The organism is Enterobacter cloacae complex sp. 277I4 (assembly GCF_050031465.1).
Taxonomy (GTDB): domain Bacteria; phylum Pseudomonadota; class Gammaproteobacteria; order Enterobacterales; family Enterobacteriaceae; genus Enterobacter; species Enterobacter cloacae.
In genome coordinates, this window is the sequence record NZ_JBLGWC010000001.1 from 3,503,711 (window position 1) to 3,521,885 (window position 18,175).

12 protein-coding genes are annotated in these 18,175 nt (G+C 56.3%); 8 read left to right on the forward strand and 4 right to left on the reverse strand.

Translation table 11 applies throughout. From position 1 onward, the window contains the following. Positions 1-5: 5 nt before the first annotated feature. Positions 6-656, forward strand: a complete 651-nt coding sequence (gene rcsB / locus ACQG19_RS17110; protein WP_003859405.1) for a response regulator transcription factor RcsB — start codon at positions 6-8, stop codon at positions 654-656. An 88-nt stretch (positions 657-744) separates the two neighbouring features. On the opposite strand, the gene rcsC is transcribed toward rcsB, so the two are convergent. After that, complete coding sequence (rcsC, locus tag ACQG19_RS17115) at positions 745-3,591, reverse strand: two-component system sensor histidine kinase RcsC (RefSeq protein ID WP_227160152.1); 2,847 nt, start codon at positions 3,589-3,591, stop codon at positions 745-747. Between the two features lie 135 nt (positions 3,592-3,726). After that, a complete protein-coding gene (gene gyrA, locus ACQG19_RS17120) occupies positions 3,727-6,363 on the reverse strand; it encodes a DNA topoisomerase (ATP-hydrolyzing) subunit A (protein WP_013098009.1) in 2,637 nt (878 codons plus the stop codon). A 146-nt stretch (positions 6,364-6,509) separates the two neighbouring features. Here gyrA and ubiG point away from each other — a divergent pair, with 146 nt between their 5' ends. The 4 genes from ubiG (at position 6,510) to yfaE (ending at position 11,364) form a co-directional block, all read left to right on the forward strand. Further along, entirely contained in the window at positions 6,510-7,238 is a 729-nt protein-coding gene (ubiG, locus tag ACQG19_RS17125; protein ID WP_013098010.1) for a bifunctional 2-polyprenyl-6-hydroxyphenol methylase/3-demethylubiquinol 3-O-methyltransferase UbiG, read from the forward strand. Between the two features lie 348 nt (positions 7,239-7,586). Next, on the forward strand, positions 7,587-9,872 hold the full coding sequence (gene nrdA / locus ACQG19_RS17130) for a class 1a ribonucleoside-diphosphate reductase subunit alpha (RefSeq protein WP_246932201.1): 2,286 nt from the start codon (positions 7,587-7,589) through the stop codon (positions 9,870-9,872). Positions 9,873-9,979: 107 nt separating this feature from the next. Beyond that, entirely contained in the window at positions 9,980-11,110 is a 1,131-nt protein-coding gene (gene nrdB / locus ACQG19_RS17135) for a class Ia ribonucleoside-diphosphate reductase subunit beta (RefSeq protein WP_161657594.1), read from the forward strand. Then, a complete protein-coding gene (gene yfaE, locus ACQG19_RS17140; protein ID WP_014832737.1) occupies positions 11,110-11,364 on the forward strand; it encodes a class I ribonucleotide reductase maintenance protein YfaE in 255 nt (84 codons plus the stop codon). The genes nrdB and yfaE overlap by 1 nt, the downstream gene beginning before the upstream one ends. A gap of 103 nt (positions 11,365-11,467) precedes the next feature. Here yfaE and glpQ read toward each other — a convergent pair whose 3' ends face one another. Then, complete coding sequence (gene glpQ, locus ACQG19_RS17145) at positions 11,468-12,526, reverse strand: glycerophosphodiester phosphodiesterase (protein ID WP_023621542.1); 1,059 nt, start codon at positions 12,524-12,526, stop codon at positions 11,468-11,470. A gap of 11 nt (positions 12,527-12,537) precedes the next feature. Beyond that, positions 12,538-13,890, reverse strand: coding sequence for a glycerol-3-phosphate transporter (gene glpT / locus ACQG19_RS17150; protein WP_013098018.1), 1,353 nt, complete (start codon positions 13,888-13,890; stop codon positions 12,538-12,540). Between the two features lie 255 nt (positions 13,891-14,145). On the opposite strand from glpT, the gene glpA reads away from it, so the two are divergent. Genes glpA through glpC form a run of 3 tightly spaced genes read left to right on the forward strand, consistent with a single transcriptional unit; the run spans position 14,146 to position 18,168 of the window. Continuing rightward, the gene (gene glpA, locus ACQG19_RS17155) at positions 14,146-15,774 is read left to right on the forward strand and encodes an anaerobic glycerol-3-phosphate dehydrogenase subunit A (RefSeq protein WP_246932199.1); all 1,629 of its coding nucleotides are present in this window, start codon (positions 14,146-14,148) and stop codon (positions 15,772-15,774) included. Next, positions 15,764-16,981 (forward strand): glycerol-3-phosphate dehydrogenase subunit GlpB, encoded by a 1,218-nt coding sequence (gene glpB / locus ACQG19_RS17160; protein WP_222168739.1) that lies wholly within the window; start codon positions 15,764-15,766, stop codon positions 16,979-16,981. Before glpA ends, glpB begins: the two co-directional genes overlap by 11 nt. After that, the gene (gene glpC / locus ACQG19_RS17165; RefSeq protein ID WP_222168738.1) at positions 16,978-18,168 is read left to right on the forward strand and encodes an anaerobic glycerol-3-phosphate dehydrogenase subunit GlpC; all 1,191 of its coding nucleotides are present in this window, start codon (positions 16,978-16,980) and stop codon (positions 18,166-18,168) included. Before glpB ends, glpC begins: the two co-directional genes overlap by 4 nt. The last annotated feature ends 7 nt before the right edge of the window (positions 18,169-18,175 follow it).

Consider the following 18,175-nt stretch of genomic DNA (forward strand, 5'->3'; position numbering starts at 1 on the left):
AATACATGAACAATATGAACGTAATTATTGCCGATGACCATCCGATTGTACTGTTCGGTATTCGCAAATCACTTGAACAGATCGAGTGGGTGAATGTAGTCGGTGAATTTGAAGACTCTACAGCACTGATCAATAACCTCCCAAAACTTGATGCACACGTGCTCATTACCGATCTCTCCATGCCTGGAGACAAATACGGTGATGGGATCACGCTCATCAAATATATTAAACGTCACTTCCCGGACATCTCGATCATTGTTCTGACCATGAATAACAACCCGGCGATTCTGAGCGCCGTGCTGGATCTGGATATCGAAGGGATTGTACTGAAACAGGGCGCACCAACTGACCTGCCTAAAGCGCTGGCTGCGCTGCAGAAAGGCAAAAAATTCACCCCTGAGAGCGTCTCTCGTCTGCTGGAAAAAATCAGTGCAGGTGGCTACGGTGACAAACGCCTGTCGCCAAAAGAGAGCGAAGTTCTGCGTCTGTTCGCTGAAGGTTTCCTCGTGACCGAGATTGCCAAGAAGCTGAACCGCAGTATTAAAACCATCAGTAGCCAGAAGAAATCAGCCATGATGAAACTGGGCGTGGACAACGATATCGCGCTGCTGAACTATCTCTCCTCCGTGACGCTGAGCGCGACGGATAAGGATTGATCCAGAACGGGTGTGCGTTCTGATGCCCTCACCCCGTCCCTCTCCCACGGGGAGAGGGTGAAAAGTAAAAGGCCCTTACGGGCCTTTTTTATGTCCGCGTTTTTCTCACGCGATCCGCGTATATCGACAATGTCTGCTTCAGTACGTCCAGCGTAACCGGTTTCGACAGACAGCTGTCCATTCCTGACTCCAGGCAGCGCTGTTTCTCTTCCGCCAGCGCATTCGCCGTGACGCCAACCACCGGCAACGTCAGACCAAGCTGGCGGATACGCTGCGTCAGACGATAGCCGTCCATATTGGGCATATTCACGTCGCTGAGAACGATATCAATATGGTTTTTACTCAGCACATTCAGCGCATCCACGCCGTCATTGGCGGTTTTACATTGATAACCCAGCGAGCCCAGCTGGTCAGCCAGCAGGCGACGGTTAATCGGATGGTCATCCACGACCAGAATCATCATATCGTCGTTCACCGACGCCAGCGATTCCGGTGACGGCAGGGTCGCCGCGCCATCGTTCTCTTCGAGCTGCACGCTGTAGATGCGCGCCAGGAGCCCCAACAGCTCATGTGGCGTCGCCACACTGTGAACCCACTCGCCCGGCGCACGCTCAACCGGAATACCGATGTGACGACGACAGAACATCACCACGCCCCTTCCCTGCCACGGTTGCGCCAGCGTGTCATCGGTGATCAGCACATCGTCCACGTCCGGCGTCTGGCCTTCATAACGGGAAACCCGCACGCCGCTGTGGTTCAGCAGTGCCGTCAGATAATCATTCAGCGAGGCGTTGTGCACCGCCAGCCAGCAGCGCTTATCGCTCAGGCCGTCAACCGTCGTTTTCGCCGGATACTGCGCAGAATAGAGCGGAATACGAATGGTGAACTGGCTACCCATACCGGGTTCGGTATCCACCGAGATATCGCCGTCCATCATGCTGACGAGCTTCTCACAAATTGCCAGCCCCAGTCCGGTCCCCTGGAAGTTACGCTGCACGCCGGTACCAACCTGGAAGAACGGGTCAAACAGACGAACCACTTCCTTCGCCGGGATCCCAACGCCAGTATCACGCACACGAATGCTCAGGTAGTCCCCTGCCCGGCACACATGCAACACGATACAGCCGATGTCGGTGAACTTGATGGCGTTACTGAGCAGGTTCGAAATGACCTGCTGCAGACGCATAGGATCGCCATGCAGCGTCAGCGGTACGTCTGGCTCAATAAAGCAATAGAGACCCAGCTGTTTACGTACCACCAGCGGCAGATAGTTGGCGCTGATGTGGTTCATCACCTCGCGCGGAGAGAACTCGCGCGGTTCAATTTTCAGCTGCTCGGACTCAATTTTCGAGAAATCGAGAATGTCGCTGATGATTTTCAGCAGCAGGCTTGAGGAGTTGTTCATCGCCGTCACCAGGCGATCAACGCCTTTCGGCAGCTCTTTGGTTTGCAGCAGATCGAGGTTGCCGATAATCCCGTACAGCGGCGTACGCAGTTCGTGACTGACGGTGGCAAGGAACATGGATTTCGACTGGCTGGCCTGCTCTGCCGCCTGGGCCATCTCCTGCAAAGACTCTTCCATCTTCACACGTGCGGAGACATCCACCAGCACGCAAATTGCCACGTTTTCATTGCGATAGCGCGAATGCACGAAGCTTATCTGTAAGTTGGTGTGGGTGCTGGTCAGCACGTCGACAAAATTCACCTGCTGACCACAGATAATTTGCGTCAGCCTTTGCCGGTCCTCGTGCGTCAGCATGTTCAGGTAGTTATGCGCCAGTTCATTACTGAGGATATTGGTGCCGTCCTGGGTGCGCAGGATACAGATCCCCACCGGTGCGGAGGCAACAATCTTACGGTTAAACTGCTCGTGTTCCTCCAGACGCTGGGCATCGCTTTCAGCGGGGATAAAAATCTTCCGCTCATACATCCGCGCCAGGGTAAACAGCGCGCCACCGGCCAGCACGTTCAGCAGGATGGCATTCATGATAAGAATACGGATCCGCTCAAGCACCATATCCACCGGCAGGGAATAGACGATACTCAGCGACGATGGCGGTAAGCTTTTCTTCAGCACCAGCTCACGGAATCCTGAGGTATAGCCAAACCACGAACGCTCCTGCATCCAGTGCGGATCGATTTTCAGACGATTATCCGGCCCGGTGAGTGAAATCAGGGGATGGCCGTTCTCATCCAGAATGGTCACTCCCATCGGCAGGCTGCCCGGCGTGAAGAAGTTTTCCATGCGGATGGTCTGTTCAATGCCCAGCAGCGCCTGCAGGCGATTGCCCAGATAAACCGGCGTCAGCGCATAGAAATAGCCCACGCCCATGCGCGGCCCCTGGCTTATCCAGAAGATGTTATTCCCGCGCTCGTCCTGCGGCGCATTGCGGTATTTCAAAATGCGTTCATGCAGGCTTTTCAGCGCATCATCACGTTCGACGGGCACATCGCGCAGGCCAAAGTCGGCCATGCAGAGGTTTTCGCTGCCAATCAGGAACACGCGGTTCAGGTCATAGGCGGCGGAGAAGTTGTCGCGCCAGTAGCGCATAAACCAGGAGAGCGATTCCAGGGAACCGCGCCAGGTGTTGCTCATGGCGGAGCAGTCGGAATCCGGGAACAGCGGCTCGAAATCCGGTACTTCGGTTTTGTCATTACGCCCGCGGATGGCAAGAATACCGTTTTCCGCCGTCAGGCGATTTTCGGCAATGTACTTCAGCTCCTTCATCACGTCGGAGGTGCGCTGAATATAGCGCTGGGCCTGATCGGAACTTAGGTTAAATTCCTGACGGATCTCCGCTTCTTTCTGGTGCAGCGCGTTAACGATGTAAAACACCGAGGACAAGGCCACCAGTAACCAAAGCAAGAGCGCCAGCGCCCGAAACAGATAGCGAGAGACTTTCAGCGTGGTTCGAAAGGAGACGAGGTATTTCAAAGGGGCGAGGCTCCGCCGTCGGGGTCAAAAAGAATGTGGTTAAGGTAGCGGTAAACGCGGCTTGTCGCAACGTTGACTTGTCTGCATCTGCAAAAGAAAAGGGCCGGAATCCGGCCCTTTATGCGTCAGGAGACATTACTCGTCAGCGTCATCCGCTGCATCATCGTCGGTGTCCACTTCCGGTGCGATGTCATCATCACCTTCCGCGACGCTACCGTCGATGGAGTCGAGCTCTTCGTCGTCCACCGGCTCAGCAACACGTTGCAGACCCACCACGTTTTCATCTTCCGCCGTACGGATGAGGATAACGCCCTGGGTATTACGACCTACCACGCTAATCTCCGACACGCGGGTACGCACCAGCGTACCGGCATCGGTGATCATCATGATCTGGTCGGCATCGTCTACCTGCACCGCGCCCACAACGGAACCGTTGCGCTCGGTCACCTTGATAGAGATAACGCCCTGCGTGCCACGCGACTTGGTTGGGTATTCCCCTTCCGCGGTACGTTTACCGTAACCATTCTGCGTCACGGTCAGGATAGCCCCTTCCCCGCGCGGAATAATCAGAGAAACGACGCTGTCTTCGCCCGCCAGTTTGATACCGCGAACGCCCGTTGCGGTACGACCCATTGCGCGGACGGCGTCTTCTTTGAAGCGCACCACTTTACCGGCTGCGGAGAAGAGCATGACTTCATCTTTGCCTGAAGTCAGATCGACGCCAATCAGCTCATCGCCTTCGTTCAGGTTCACCGCGATGATACCGGCAGAACGTGGACGGCTGAACTCGGTCAGCGCGGTTTTCTTCACGGTACCGCTGGCGGTCGCCATAAAGACGTTCACGCCCTCTTCGTACTCGCGTACCGGCAGAATAGCAGTGATACGTTCGTTCGCTTCCAGCGGCAGCAGGTTAACGATCGGACGACCACGTGCACCACGGCTCGCTTCCGGCAACTGGTAGACCTTCATCCAGTACAGACGACCCCGGCTGGAGAAGCAGAGGATGGTGTCATGGGTGTTCGCCACCAGCAGACGGTCAATAAAGTCTTCTTCTTTAATACGTGCCGCAGATTTGCCTTTACCACCACGACGCTGTGCTTCGTAGTCAGTTAACGGCTGATACTTCACGTAGCCCTGGTGAGACAGGGTCACAACAACGTCTTCCTGGTTGATCAGGTCTTCGATGTTGATATCTGCGGAGTTGGCGGTGATTTCGGTGCGACGCTCATCACCGAACTGATCGCGGATCAGCTCCAGCTCTTCGCGGATCACTTCCATCAGACGCTCTGCGCTGCCCAGGATGTGCAGCAGTTCAGCGATCTGCTCCAGCAGCTCTTTATATTCGTCGAGCAGTTTTTCATGCTCAAGGCCGGTCAGTTTCTGCAGACGCAGATCCAGAATCGCCTGGGCCTGCTGTTCAGTCAGGTAGTACTGACCATCACGCACGCCGAATTCAGGTTCCAGCCACTCAGGACGCGCGGCGTCATCACCGGCACGCTCCAGCATTGCCGCAACGTTGCCCAGATCCCACGGACGGGAAATCAGCGCGGTTTTCGCTTCCGCCGGGGTTGGCGCGCGACGGATCAGCTCGATGATCGGGTCGATGTTGGCCAGCGCCACGGCCAGTGCCTCAAGGATGTGGGCACGGTCACGCGCTTTACGCAGTTCGAAAATAGTACGACGGGTCACCACTTCGCGGCGGTGACGGACAAACGCGCTCAGGATCTCTTTCAGGTTCATGATCTTCGGCTGACCATGGTGCAGTGCAACCATGTTGATACCGAAGGAGACCTGCAGCTGGGTCTGAGAGTACAGGTTGTTCAGCACAACCTCGCCCACCGCGTCGCGTTTGATTTCAATCACGATGCGCATACCGTCTTTATCAGACTCGTCACGCAGCGCGCTGATGCCTTCAACACGTTTTTCTTTTACCAGCTCGGCGATTTTTTCAATCAGTCGCGCTTTGTTCACCTGATACGGGATCTCGTGAACAATGATGGTTTCACGGCCGGTTTTGGCATCTGCTTCCACTTCGGCGCGAGCACGGATGTAAATCTTGCCGCGACCGGTGCGGTACGCTTCTTCAATACCACGACGACCGTTGATGATGGCCGCCGTCGGGAAGTCCGGGCCCGGGATGTGTTCCATCAGCCCTTCAATGCTGATGTCTTCATCGTCGATATAGGCCAGGCAGCCGTTGATCACTTCGGTGATGTTGTGCGGCGGAATGTTGGTCGCCATCCCTACGGCGATACCGGACGAACCGTTCACCAGCAGGTTAGGGATCTTCGTTGGCATGACGTCAGGAATTTTTTCCGTGCCGTCGTAGTTATCAACGAAATCAACCGTCTCTTTTTCCAGGTCGGCCATCAGCTCATGGGCAATTTTCGCCAGACGGATTTCCGTATAACGCATTGCCGCGGCGGAGTCGCCGTCGATAGAACCAAAGTTACCCTGACCATCTACCAGCATGTAACGCAGCGAGAAAGGCTGCGCCATACGAACGATGGTGTCGTACACCGCGGAATCACCATGGGGATGGTATTTACCGATTACGTCACCAACGACACGGGCAGATTTTTTGTAGGCTTTATTCCAGTCATTGCCCAATACGTTCATGGCGTATAGTACGCGACGGTGTACCGGCTTCAGGCCATCGCGGACGTCCGGCAGCGCACGGCCAACAATGACCGACATCGCATAGTCCAGATAGGAGCTCTTCAGCTCTTCCTCGATGTTAACCGGTGTAATTTCTCTCGCAAGGTCGCTCATCTAACCGCTATCCCTCTACTGTATCCCGGATTCAAAGGTCGCAAATTATAACACAGCCGCGGTGATACAGGTAAACCTATACGCTTTATTCACAGGGATTGCCTGATATACTCATTCGTCTTGCTAAATAAGGAGTAAAAGCGCCCATGAATGCCGAAAAATCCCCGGTGGCTCACAACGTAGACCACGAAGAGATTGCCAAATTTGAAGCGGTGGCGTCCCGCTGGTGGGATCTCGAAGGTGAGTTCAAACCTCTGCATCGCATCAACCCGCTGCGTCTGGGCTATATCGCGGAGCGTTCCGGCGGTCTGTTCGGTAAAAAAGTGCTCGACGTCGGCTGCGGCGGCGGCATCCTGGCAGAGAGCATGGCGCGCGAAGGAGCCACTGTCACCGGCCTGGATATGGGTTTTGAACCGTTGCAGGTTGCCCGTCTGCATGCGCTGGAGTCCGGGATTCAGGTGGAGTACGTACAGGAAACCGTTGAGGAACACGCGGCAAAACATGCGCACCAGTACGACGTGGTCACCTGCATGGAGATGCTGGAGCACGTTCCCGACCCGCAGTCCGTCGTCAACGCCTGCGCAAAACTGGTGAAACCGGGCGGCCAGGTCTTCTTCTCCACCATCAACCGTAACGGCAAAGCCTGGCTGATGGCCGTCGTCGGTGCAGAGTATTTACTGCGCATGGTGCCCAAAGGCACACACGACGTGAAGAAATTCATCAAGCCTGCCGAGTTACTGGGCTGGGTTGACCAGACGTGGCTCAAGGAGCAGCACATCACCGGTCTGCACTACAATCCGCTGACCGATAAATTCAAACTCGCCCCGGGCGTGGATGTTAACTATATGTTGCACACCACCGCCAAAAACGACTAACGTCATCCATTATTCTTATAAAGATTGCGCGACATCATGTTGCGCAATTCTGACCTCCCGTTGAAGAAATCAGCACTCGATCAAATTTTGAATTTTTTTTCTTAATTATTGACATCTCTTCCAGGCCTTACAGCATGAGGACTTAGCCTTTTTTACCCTTTCACAACCTCAATTTAACGTCAAAATCAACCCTTGTACTGAAAAGAATCCTTACTAGAATACTCACCATATAGCGTTTCTCTTATCGCAAACCCCCTATATGTAGTATTTATCCACAGAGTTAGTCACAAGGCGGATCTGTGGATAAACGGGGGATATTTTTTTATTTCACGGACAGGTAAAACCCACATGAATCAGAGTCTGCTGGTGACAAAGCGCGACGGTACTACCGAGCGTATCAATCTGGACAAAATCCATCGAGTTCTCGACTGGGCAGCAGAAGGCCTGAACAACGTATCTATCTCCCAGGTTGAACTGCGTTCCCATATTCAGTTCTACGACGGCATCAAAACGTCTGATATCCACGAAACCATCATCAAAGCGGCGGCGGATCTGATCTCCCGCGAAGCGCCGGATTATCAGTACCTCGCTGCACGTCTGGCGATTTTCCACCTGCGTAAAAAAGCCTACGGCCAGTTCGAGCCGCCTGCGCTTTACGACCACGTGGTGAAAATGGTTGAGCTGGGTAAATACGACACGCATCTGCTGGAAGACTATACGGAAGAAGAGTTCGAGCAGATGAACGGGTTTATCGATCACTGGCGTGATATGAACTTCTCCTACGCAGCGGTGAAACAGCTCGAAGGCAAATACCTGGTCCAGAACCGTGTCACGGGCGAAATCTACGAGAGCGCCCAGTTCCTCTATATTCTGGTGGCCGCCTGCCTGTTCTCTAACTACCCGCGTGACACCCGTCTGGAATACGTTAAGCGTTTCTATGATGCGGTCTCTACGTTCAAGATTTCTCTGCCGACGCCGATTATGTCTGGCGTGCGTACCCCAACCCGTCAGTTCAGCTCCTGCGTACTGATCGAGTGCGGTGACAGCCTGGATTCCATCAATGCGACCTCCAGCGCGATTGTCAAATACGTCTCCCAGCGTGCCGGTATCGGTATCAACGCCGGTCGCATTCGCGCCCTGGGCAGCCCAATTCGCGGCGGTGAAGCGTTCCATACCGGTTGTATCCCGTTCTACAAGCACTTCCAGACGGCAGTAAAATCCTGCTCTCAGGGCGGCGTGCGCGGTGGTGCGGCAACCCTGTTCTACCCAATGTGGCACCTGGAAGTCGAAAGCCTGCTGGTACTGAAAAACAACCGTGGTGTTGAAGGTAACCGCGTGCGTCACATGGACTACGGCGTGCAGATCAACAAACTGATGTACACCCGTCTGCTGAAAGGTGAAGACATTACCCTGTTCAGCCCGTCCGATGTCCCGGGTCTGTATGACGCGTTCTTCGCCGATCAGGACGTGTTTGAACGTCTGTACACCAAATACGAAAAAGACGACAGCATCCGTAAACAGCGCGTGAAGGCGGTCGATCTGTTCTCCCTGATGATGCAGGAACGTGCCTCTACCGGCCGTATCTACATCCAGAACGTTGACCACTGCAACACCCACAGCCCGTTTGATCCGGTTGTTGCGCCAGTGCGCCAGTCTAACCTGTGCCTGGAGATCGCCCTGCCGACCAAACCGCTGGAAGACGTGAACGACGAAAACGGCGAAATCGCGCTGTGTACGCTGTCTGCGTTCAACCTGGGCGCGATTAAGAGCCTGGACGAACTGGAAGAGCTGGCAGTGCTGGCCGTCCGTGCGCTCGACGCCCTGCTGGACTACCAGGATTACCCAATCCCGGCGGCGAAACGCGGCGCAATGGGCCGTCGTACGCTGGGTATCGGCGTCATCAACTTCGCCTACTGGCTGGCGAAACACGGTAAGCGTTACTCCGACGGCAGCGCGAACAACCTGACCCACGAAACGTTCGAAGCGATCCAGTATTACCTGCTGAAAGCGTCTAACGAGCTGGCGAAAGAGCAAGGCGCATGCCCGTGGTTTAACGAAACCACCTATGCGAAAGGCATTCTGCCAATCGACACCTACAAGAAAGACCTGGATGCGATTGCAAACGCGCCGCTGCATCTGGACTGGGAAGCACTGCGCGAGTCCATTAAGACTCACGGCCTGCGCAACTCCACGCTCTCTGCCCTGATGCCGTCTGAGACCTCTTCGCAGATCTCTAACGCCACCAACGGCATCGAGCCGCCGCGCGGTCACGTCAGCATTAAAGCGTCGAAAGACGGTATCCTGCGCCAGGTGGTGCCGGATTACGAACTGCTGAAAGACAACTACGAGCTGCTGTGGGAAATGCCAAACAATGACGGCTATCTGCAGCTGGTGGGTATCATGCAGAAATTCATCGATCAGTCGATCTCTGCCAATACCAACTACGACCCGACGCGTTTCCCGTCTGGTAAAGTGCCAATGCAGCAACTGCTGAAAGACCTGCTCACCGCGTACAAATTTGGCGTGAAAACCCTGTATTATCACAACACCCGTGATGGTGCAGAAGACGCGCAGGACGATCTGGCACCGTCAATTCAGGATGATGGCTGCGAAAGCGGCGCATGTAAGATCTAATAAATCCCCTCATCCTAACCCTCTCCCACAGGGGGAGGGAACTCTTTCCCCCTCTCCCTGTGGGAGAGGGCCGGGATGAGGGGGAAATAACACCACAGGACACACTCATGGCATATACCACCTTTTCACAGACGAAAAACGACCAGCTCAAAGAGCCGATGTTCTTCGGCCAGCCGGTCAATGTGGCACGCTACGATCAGCAAAAATATGACATCTTCGAAAAGCTGATTGAAAAGCAACTCTCCTTCTTCTGGCGTCCGGAAGAAGTTGACGTTTCCCGCGATCGTATCGATTTCCAGGCGTTGCCGGAGCATGAAAAACACATTTTCATCAGCAACCTGAAGTACCAGACGCTGCTGGACTCCATTCAGGGCCGTAGCCCGAACGTTGCCCTGCTGCCGCTGATCTCCATTCCGGAACTGGAAACCTGGGTGGAAACCTGGGCGTTCTCGGAGACGATCCACTCCCGCTCTTACACCCACATTATCCGCAATATCGTTAACGATCCGGCGGTGGTGTTTGACGATATCGTCACCAACGAGCAGATTCAGAAACGCGCGGAAGGGATTGCCCACTACTACGACGAGCTGATCGAGATGACCAGCTACTGGCACCTGCTGGGCGCAGGGACCCACAACGTGAACGGCAAAACCGTCACCGTGAACCTGCGCGCGCTGAAAAAGCAGCTGTACCTGTGCCTGATGAGCGTTAACGCCCTGGAAGCCATCCGCTTCTACGTGAGCTTTGCCTGCTCCTTTGCGTTTGCCGAGCGCAAGCTGATGGAAGGTAACGCCAAAATCATCCGTCTGATCGCCCGTGACGAAGCCCTGCACCTGACTGGTACCCAGCACATGCTGAACCTGTTGCGCAGCGGCGCAGACGACCCGGAGATGGCGGAAATCGCTGAAGAGTGCAAGCAGGAGTGCTACGACCTGTTCGTGCTGGCCGCACAGCAGGAGAAAGAGTGGGCAGACTACCTGTTCCGCGACGGCTCCATGATTGGCCTGAACAAAGACATTCTGTGCCAGTACGTTGAGTACATCACCAACATCCGTATGCAGGCGGTCGGTCTCGATCTGCCATTCCAGACGCGCTCCAACCCGATCCCGTGGATCAACACCTGGCTGGTGTCCGATAACGTGCAGGTAGCGCCACAGGAAGTGGAAGTAAGTTCTTACCTGGTCGGTCAGATTGATTCTGAAGTCAACACTGACGACCTGAGCAATTTCCAGCTCTGATGACGCGCGTAACGCTGAGTCTTTCGGGCACAGAAGTGCTGTGCCAGGAAGAGCACCCTTCCCTGCTGGCAGCCCTTGAGGCGAATCAGGTGACGGTAGAGTATCAGTGTCGTGAAGGCTATTGCGGCTCCTGCCGCTGCCGCCTGGTCACCGGCCAGGTGGACTGGCTGACCGAACCGCTGGCCTTTATCAATGAAGGGGAAATTTTGCCCTGCTGCTGCCGGGCAAAAGGTGATATTGAAATCGAGATGTGATTGCCCTGGTTCCCTCTCCCGGTGGGAGAGGGTTAGGGTGAGGGCATCAGGCCGCAGAGCCTGATTGTCGGGTGGCGGCTTCGCCTTACCCGACCTACAAAACCTACTTCCGGTGAATGAATTCGACTGCTTTATCCGGGAAATCCGTAAACAACCCGTCTACGTCCGCCTGCTTATACAACACCTCGTAAAGCTGATTCACGTCCGTGGCGTACGGCGGTAACTGGTCAGCACGCACCGTATACGGATGCACCTGCATCTTGCTGGCGTGTGCCTCTTTTACCATCGCCGTCAGCTTCACGTGGCCCGGGGTTGAACCTTCCGCCACCAGCATGTGGTAATCCGGCCCGATCCCATCGGCGTACTGCGCGATCTGCTTCATGGCGCCCGGTTTGAACATCCAGTCGTAGTTGTAGTTTACCCACTTGCCGTCTGCCTGCTTCTCCTGGGTTTCGTTCCAGTCGGTATAGGCTATCAGCTGGACCAGATTGAGATCCATCCCCATCTTAGGCTCCAGCTCGCTTTTGATGCGCTTCAGTTCTGCGGCGTCAAAACACTGGAGATAAACTTTGTCCTTCTTGCTGGTGTAGCCGTATTGCTTCAGCACCTCCAGCGTCTTCGCGGCAATATCCTTCCCTTCCTGGTGATGGAACCACGGGGCTTTAATTTCCGGATAGATGCCGATATTTTTGCCCGTCGAGTGGTTCAGCCCCTGAACAAACTCAATCTCTTCCTGGAAGGTATGGATACGGAAGTCAGATTTACCCATCGGGAAACGTCCCGGATAAACCTGCACCTTCTTGCCGTTTTCAATCTCGAAGCCTTCGGTAAACTTCAGAGAGCGGATTTCATCCAGAGTAAAATCGATGGCGTAAAAACGACCATCTTTACGGGCGCGGTCCGGGAAACGCTCCGCCACATCGGTCACGCGATCAAGATAGTGGTCATGCAGGACGACCAGCTGGTCGTCCTTTGTCATCACCAGATCCTGCTCAAGATAATCGGCCCCCTGCGCGTAGGCCATCGCTTTCGCCGGCAGCGTATGCTCCGGCAGATAGCCGCTTGCGCCGCGATGGGCAATAACGATTTTATCCGCCGCCAGTGCGGAGCCGGTCATCAGGCCCGCCAGCAGCAGACCGGTCGCTAATTGAGTTAATTTCATGGCAATGCTCCTTATTGACGACGCGCCAGCACGTCCGCGTGGTGACGTTTTTCACCGATCATCACAACAATCAGCAGCAGTACCGCCAGCACGCTGCCGCCGATCATCACCATAAAGCCGCCGTCCCAGCCGAAGAAGTCAACGGTATAGCCCACAATGGCGCTCGCCGCGACCGAACCGCCCAGGTAGCCGAACAGACCGGTAAAGCCTGCCGCCGTACCGGCTGCTTTTTTCGGTGCCAGTTCCAGCGCATGCAGACCGATCAACATAACAGGACCATAAATCAGGAAGCCGATGACGATCATACAGGTCATATCCACGCCCGGGTTGCCCGGCGGGTTGAGCCAGTAGACGACGGTGGCAATGGTCACGAGCGTCATAAAGAAGACGCCCGTTGCGCCACGGTTGCCCTTAAATACTTTGTCCGACATCCAGCCGCAAATCAGCGTCCCCGGAATCCCCGCGTATTCGTACAGGAAGTAGGCCCAGGAGGATTTATCCAGCGCGAAATGCTTCACCTCTTTCAGGTAGGTCGGTGACCAGTCGAGGATGCCGTAGCGCAGCAGGTAAACAAACACGTTCGCAACCGCGATGTACCACAGCAGTTTGTTCGGCAACACGTACTTCATGAAGATCTGCTTTGCCGTCAGCTCTTCTTCGTGCTTCTCGCTGTAATCATCCGGATAGTCGTTTTTGTACTCCTCAATCGGCGGCAGGCCGCAGGACTGCGGTGTATCGCGCATCAGCGCAAAGGCGATAATCGCCACCAGAATGGCGCCAAAGGCAGGCATATAGAGCGCAGCGTGCCAGTCGTTGAACCAGGCCATCCCCAGCAGGAACAGCAGAGGCGGAATGCCGCCACCCACGTTGTGCGCGCAGTTCCACACCGACACGATGCCGCCACGCTCCTTTTGCGACCACCAGTGCACCATGGTACGCCCGCATGGCGGCCATCCCATCCCCTGGAACCAGCCGCACAGGAACAACAGCACAAACATAATGGCGATGCTGGACGTTGCCCATGGCACAAAGCCCATAAACAGCATCACCGCCGCCGCCAGGATCAGACCGGCTGGCAGGAACACGCGCGGATTCGAGCGATCCGACACCGATCCCATGATGAATTTCGAAAAGCCGTAGGCGATGGAGATCCCCGACAGCGCGAACCCGAGATCGCCACGCGAAAAGCCCTGCTCAACCAGATAAGGCATGGCGAGGGCAAAGTTTTTACGCACAAGGTAATACGCCGCATACCCGAAGAAGATCCCCAGGAAAATTTGCCAGCGCAGGCGGCGGTAAAGCGGATCTATTTCTGCCTCAGGCAGACGCGCCCGGTGCGGCGCAGGTTTAAAGATACTGAGCATGACAGCCTCCGTGGCCATGTATTGAATTTACAGGGGTTTAACTGCCCCAAACTCCAGCAAGGCGGGGATGTTAAGAAATCACGGTGATTGTTACTGTGAATCAACGCACAAATTGTTACAGAAATATGACAACATGCGCAAAAAAGCGCATGGAATCACGTTTCACTTTCGAATTTCGCTCGTTTGTGTTCGAAATCAAACAAACCACAGTTTTCATGTGGCTAAATGATAAAAAACGAACACAGAGGGATGACAATGACAATTCACGATCCACGCTACAGCGATGTGATTATCATTGGCGGGGGCGCGACCGGCGCTGGCATCGCACGCGACTGTGCGCTCAGAGGGCTGAGCGTCACGCTCCTGGAGCGCCATGATATTGCGACCGGCGCTACCGGACGCAATCATGGCCTGCTGCACAGCGGCGCCCGCTACGCCGTCACCGACGGCGAATCGGCACGCGAATGTATCGCCGAAAATCAGATCCTGCGACGTATCGCCCGCCATTGTATTGAACCGACCAACGGCCTGTTTATTACGCTTCCCGAAGACGATCTCGCCTTTCAGTCAACTTTCATTACCGCCTGCCAGGCCGCGGGAATTCAGGCACAAGCCATTGACCCGGCCCTTGCACGCCGCATCGAACCTTCGGTTAATCCGGCACTGACGGGTGCAGTAAAAGTCCCGGACGGCACCGTGGATCCGTTTCGTCTGACGGCGGCCAACATGCTGGACGCCCGCGAGCACAGCGCGCGGATCCTGACCGGCCATCAGGTCACCGGGCTTATCCGTGAGGGGCATCGCATCGTGGGCGTGCGGGTCCTGGATACGCAGTACAACGAACACAGCGAGCTGTATGCCGCCGTGGTGGTCAACGCGGCGGGGATCTGGGGGCAACGCATCGCAGAATACGCCGATTTATCTGTGCGCATGTTCCCGGCCAAAGGCTCGCTGCTGATCCTCGACCACCGCATTAATAACCATGTCATCAACCGCTGCCGTAAACCGTCTGACGCAGACATCCTTGTCCCCGGCGATACCATTTCGTTAATCGGAACCACCTCCACCCATGTTGACTACAGCGAGATTGACTACAATCGGGTCACCGCAGAAGAGGTCGACATCCTGCTGCGCGAAGGAGAAAAACTGGCGCCGGTGATGGCCCAGACCCGCATCCTGCGCGCCTACGCGGGTGTGCGTCCGCTTGTCGCCAGCGATAACGACCCGAGCGGACGCAATGTCAGCCGCGGCATTGTGCTGCTTGACCATGCCGCGCGCGACGGGCTGGACGGCTTCATCACCATCACCGGCGGTAAATTGATGACCTACCGCCTGATGGCCGAATGGGCGACGGATGCTGTCTGCCGCAAACTGGGCAATAGCGAACCGTGCGTGACCGCAGAACAGCCCCTGCCCGGCTCGCGCCAGTCCACCGAGAAAACGCTGCAAAAAATTATCTCCCTGCCTGCCCCCCTGCGTGGTTCGGCTGTCTATCGCCATGGCGACAGAACACCGGTCTGGCTGGGTGAAGGGCGGCTGAGCCGCAGTCTGGTATGCGAGTGCGAGGCCGTTACCGCCGGGGAAGTGCAATACGCGGTGGAGAATCTGACGGTGAATAGCCTGCTCGATCTCCGCCGCCGCACCCGTGTCGGGATGGGCACCTGTCAGGGGGAGCTGTGTGCCTGCCGTGCCGCCGGGCTGCTGCAGCGTTTTCATACCACCACCGCCACCCAGTCGCTCGATCAGCTCAGCGATTTTCTGAACGAGCGCTGGAAAGGCATTCAGCCTGTCGCCTGGGGCGATGCCCTGCGTGAAAGCGAATTTACCCGCTGGGTGTACCAAGGGCTTTGCGGTCTTGAGAAGGAGCAACGCGATGAAATTTGATACGGTGATCGTCGGCGGCGGGCTGGCGGGTCTGCTCTGTGGCATCAAACTCACGAAGCAGGGACTGCGCTGCGCCATTATCACCCGGGGCCAGAGCGCCCTGCACTTCTCGTCGGGCTCGCTGGATCTGGTGGACGAAACGTACCGCGAAAAACTGCCGGCAGAGCATCCTTATCACCTGACTGGCGCGCAGCACATTGACCGCTTTGCCCTGGAGACCGAAGCGCTGCTGGCTGATTGCGGCGCACTTATGCAGGGGAGTGCCAGGCAAAATCACGCGCGCGTCACGCCGCTTGGCACCCTGCGTTCCGCCTGGCTCAGCCCGGAGGAGGTGCCCGTTGCCCCGTTCAAGGCCACGAGCGTGCGGGTGGTGGGCATTAGCGGTTTTCTGGATTTTCAGCCCCATCTGGCAGCGGCCTCGCTCAGTCGCCAGGGGGTCAACGCTGAAACGGCAGAGATTGACCTTCCTGAGCTGGATGTCCTGCGCGACAACCCCAGCGAGTTCCGCGCGGTGAATATTGCCCGTTTGCTCGATAACGAAGAGAAATGGCCGCTGCTGTATGAGGCGCTCAAACCGCTTGCAGAGGGATGCGATGCGCTGTTTATGCCCGCCTGCTTTGGCTTACAGGACAACCGGCTGTGGCGCTGGCTGTCCGACCGCCTGCCCTGCTCGCTCGGCCTGCTGCCAACGCTTCCTCCGTCGGTGCCCGGCATTCGCCTGCATACCCAGCTTCAGCGCCAGTTTGTGGCCCAGGGAGGCGTGTGGATGGGGGGTGATGAAGTGAAAAAAATCACCCTGACTGACGGCTCGGTGAGCGAAATCTGGACCCGCAACCACGACGATATTCCGCTTCGTACGCGTTACGCGGTGCTGGCAAGCGGCAGTTTCTTCAGCAACGGTCTGCTGAGCAGCCGGGACGGCATTCGCGAGGCGATTATGGGGCTGGACGTCCGCCAGAGCGCCTCTCGCGCGGACTGGTATCAGAGCGATTTCTTTGCCCCGCAGCCGTGGCAGCAGTTCGGTGTAATCGTGGATAACCAGCTGCATCCGCAACTTTCAGGAAAGTCAGTACCGAATCTCTACGCCATCGGCTCGCTTTTGGGTGGATACGATCCTATCGCCCAGGGCTGCGGCGGCGGCGTCTGCGCCATAACGGCGCTCTATGTGGCAGAGCAGATTTGCCAGCGCACGGAGGCTGAACAATGAACGATTCCCGCTTTGAAAGCTGCATCAAATGCACGGTCTGCACCACCGTCTGCCCGGTCAGCGGCGTTAACCCGCGCTATCCCGGGCCGAAACAGGCCGGGCCGGACGGCGAGCGCCTGCGTCTGAAGGACGGCGCGCTGTACGATGACGCGCTGAAATACTGCATCAACTGCAAACGTTGTGAAGTCGCCTGTCCGTCGGATGTGAAAATCGGCGACATTATTCAGCGCGCCCGGGCACGCTATAGCACGCAAAAACCGTCGCTGCGCGATGCCATTCTTAGCCATACCGATCTGATGGGCAGCGTCTCCACGCCGTTTGCCCCGCTGGTGAACGCCGCGACCTCACTGAAACCGGTGCGCCAACTGCTGGATATCACGCTTAAGATCGACCATCACCGCAGTCTGCCCAAATATTCCCACGGCACTTTCCGCCGCTGGTACAAATCCGTAGCGGCAGACCAGGCGCGGTATGCCGACCAGGTCGCGTTCTTCCATGGCTGCTACGTGAACTACAACCATCCGCAACTGGGTAAAGATCTGCTGAAAGTGCTGAACGCCATGGGTACAGGCGTGCAGTTACTGAACAAGGAGAAATGCTGCGGCGTGCCGCTGATCGCCAACGGGTTTACCGATAAAGCACGCAAACAGGCCAGAAGCAACGTCTCGTCGCTGCGCGAGGCCATCGTCGATAAAGGCATTCCGGTGCTGGCCACCTCCTCGACCTGTACCTTCACGCTGCGCGATGAGTATCCGCACCTGCTGGACGTGGACAATACCGGCCTGCGCGAACATATCGAGCTGGCAACCCGTTTCCTGTGGCGCAAGCTGGACAGCGGGCAGACGCTACCGCTGAAAAATTTACCCCTGAAAGTGGTCTACCACACGCCGTGCCATATGGAAAAAATGGGCTGGGCGCTTTACACGCTGGAACTGTTGCGGTTAATTCCGGGGCTGGAGCTGACGGTGCTGGATTCGCGCTGCTGCGGCATTGCGGGGACCTACGGCTTTAAGCGTGAAAATTACGAAACATCACAGGCAATTGGCGCGCCGCTGTTCCGCCAGATTGAGGAGAGCGGCGCGGATATCGTGGTGACCGACTGCGAAACCTGCAAGTGGCAGATAGAGATGTCCACCAGCAAGCGCTGCGAGCATCCGATCACGTTGCTGGCGAAGGCCCTGGGTTAGGTATCGC

Coding starts and splice junctions, on each gene's coding strand:
- glpQ (WP_023621542.1), bottom strand. CDS start 12,526: ATGAAATTAACTCAATTAGCGACCGGTCTGCTGCTGGCGGGCCTGATG.
- glpB (WP_222168739.1), top strand. CDS start 15,764: ATGAAATTTGATACGGTGATCGTCGGCGGCGGGCTGGCGGGTCTGCTC.
- ubiG (WP_013098010.1), top strand. CDS start 6,510: ATGAATGCCGAAAAATCCCCGGTGGCTCACAACGTAGACCACGAAGAG.
- glpT (WP_013098018.1), bottom strand. CDS start 13,890: ATGCTCAGTATCTTTAAACCTGCGCCGCACCGGGCGCGTCTGCCTGAG.
- nrdB (WP_161657594.1), top strand. CDS start 9,980: ATGGCATATACCACCTTTTCACAGACGAAAAACGACCAGCTCAAAGAG.
- glpC (WP_222168738.1), top strand. CDS start 16,978: ATGAACGATTCCCGCTTTGAAAGCTGCATCAAATGCACGGTCTGCACC.
- rcsB (WP_003859405.1), top strand. CDS start 6: ATGAACAATATGAACGTAATTATTGCCGATGACCATCCGATTGTACTG.
- gyrA (WP_013098009.1), bottom strand. CDS start 6,363: ATGAGCGACCTTGCGAGAGAAATTACACCGGTTAACATCGAGGAAGAG.
- glpA (WP_246932199.1), top strand. CDS start 14,146: ATGACAATTCACGATCCACGCTACAGCGATGTGATTATCATTGGCGGG.
- nrdA (WP_246932201.1), top strand. CDS start 7,587: ATGAATCAGAGTCTGCTGGTGACAAAGCGCGACGGTACTACCGAGCGT.
- yfaE (WP_014832737.1), top strand. CDS start 11,110: ATGACGCGCGTAACGCTGAGTCTTTCGGGCACAGAAGTGCTGTGCCAG.